Origin of the sequence: Aliiroseovarius sp. PTFE2010 (assembly GCF_049943335.1) — a bacterium.
Lineage (GTDB): Bacteria > Pseudomonadota > Alphaproteobacteria > Rhodobacterales > Rhodobacteraceae > JBNFVY01.
On the sequence record NZ_JBNFVY010000030.1, the window covers coordinates 1 to 1,829 of the forward strand.

General features: G+C 56.8%; 2 protein-coding genes. Both read left to right on the forward strand.

Features of this window, described 5'->3' with window-relative positions; all coding sequences use genetic code 11:
- Positions 1-240 (forward strand): AMP-binding enzyme (locus ACP2AV_RS15620; RefSeq protein ID WP_426373693.1); only part of this gene is annotated, 240 nt, incomplete at its 5' end.
- A gap of 63 nt (positions 241-303) precedes the next feature.
- A complete protein-coding gene (locus tag ACP2AV_RS15625; protein WP_426373694.1) occupies positions 304-1,479 on the forward strand; it encodes an acetyl-CoA C-acyltransferase family protein in 1,176 nt (391 codons plus the stop codon).
- Positions 1,480-1,829: the final 350 nt, after the last annotated feature.

Below are 1,829 nucleotides of genomic sequence, written 5' to 3' on the forward strand. Positions count from 1 at the left end.
GCCGCCGCCATTGCCGCAAAACACGAAAAGTGGGACGAACGCCCGGTTCTCGTGGCGGTAAAGGCCCCAACGGCAGATGTATCAGAGCAGGAAGTCATCAACTTCTTCGCCGACAAGGTCGCAAAATGGCAAATGCCCGACAAGGTCATCTTCGTCGAAGAATTGCCCCGAAACGCAACTGGCAAAGTGCTCAAAAACAAGTTGCGCGAAGAATACGGAAACGTGCTGTTGGCAGGTTGAGAAACAGTGCTCGGCCGGCGCAATACCGGCCGGGCACTATGAATAGGATCTTGCGGAGCAAACCTGACTGACATCGTAGTTCTGGATGGCGCTCGAACAGCCATCGGGTCTTACGGCGGCTCGCTTGCGAACACGTCGCCTATCGAACTGGGAACGGTCGTGGCAAAAGAGGCGCTTGCGCGATCGGGCGTCGACGGCAAGCAGGTCGGAAATGTCGTTTTTGGCCATGTGATCAATACAGAACCGCGCGACATGTATCTCAGTCGCGCGGCTTCTATCGCGGCAGGTGTTCCAGAGGCAGCGCCGGCAATGAACGTCAATCGGCTTTGTGGTTCTGGGCTCCAGGCCATTGTGTCGGCCGCGCAGTCTTTGTTGCTGGGTGACGCGTCGATTGCTCTTGCTGGTGGCAGCGAAAACATGAGCCGGTCTCCATTTATCGTGCCTGCCGTACGACGGGGCCAGAAAATGGGGGACACCGGTGCCACCGACATGATGCTTGGCGCGCTCAACTGTCCGTTTGGCACCGGCCACATGGGTGTCACTGCAGAAAATGTCGCTGCTGAATACAATATCACGCGCGAGGCTCAGGATGCTTTTGCAATGCAAAGCCAAGAGCGCGCCGCTAAGGCAATCAATGAAGGATACTTCAAATCCCAAATTGTCCCGGTTGAAGTCAAAATAAAACGTGACAAGGTGGCGTTTAATACCGATGAGCACGCCAAGGTAAACTCGCTCGAAATGCTCAAAAGGCTGCGCCCGGCCTTCCAGAAAAATGGCACCGTGACGGCCGGGAATGCATCAGGTCTCAATGATGGTGCAGCGGCAGTGGTCCTGGCAACGGCGGAGGCGGCAGCAATTGCCGGATTGAAACCGCGCGCGCGCCTGCTGGGCTATCACGTCGCGGGGGTTCGTCCGGACATCATGGGTATCGGGCCGATCCCGGCGGTAGTCGGGCTGTTTAAACGTACTGGGCTGGCGATCTCGGATTTCGACGTCATCGAGTCAAACGAAGCCTTTGCGGCGCAAGCCTTGGCCGTGAGCAGGACGCTTGGCCTGGACAATGACAAGGTGAACCCCAACGGCGGCGCGATTGCACTGGGTCATCCGATCGGCGCGTCGGGTGCAATTATCTTTGTTAAAGCGCTCTATGAGCTGGAACGCACTGGCAAGAAACGCGCACTGATCACCATGTGTGTTGGTGGTGGCCAAGGAATTGCTGCGGCTATCGAATCCGTGTGAACCTGGCCCGAAAGATGAATTCGTCTTGCAATGATCTGGCACCGCGCCCTATTCCCGCATGCTGAAAGCGGGCGACAATTCTGTTGATAGAAGCAATGTTTGCCGCTCTTGATGGCGACGCCGACGGACGACAAACCAAGATCGGGACCCCCAGTTGACCCACCACAATTACCTTAGACACAGGACTCGTCCACGGGCCGAACAGATTCAAATCCTAGGGGTACCCATTGAATGCTGCAGCCATTTCGACCACTCACACGGCCTACGCAAAAAGGCCCGCCTTTTTGGCGGGCCTTTTCGGGTTTTGCTTTGGCGGCGGGTCAGAGTTTTTCGGTCAGCTCTGGCACCGC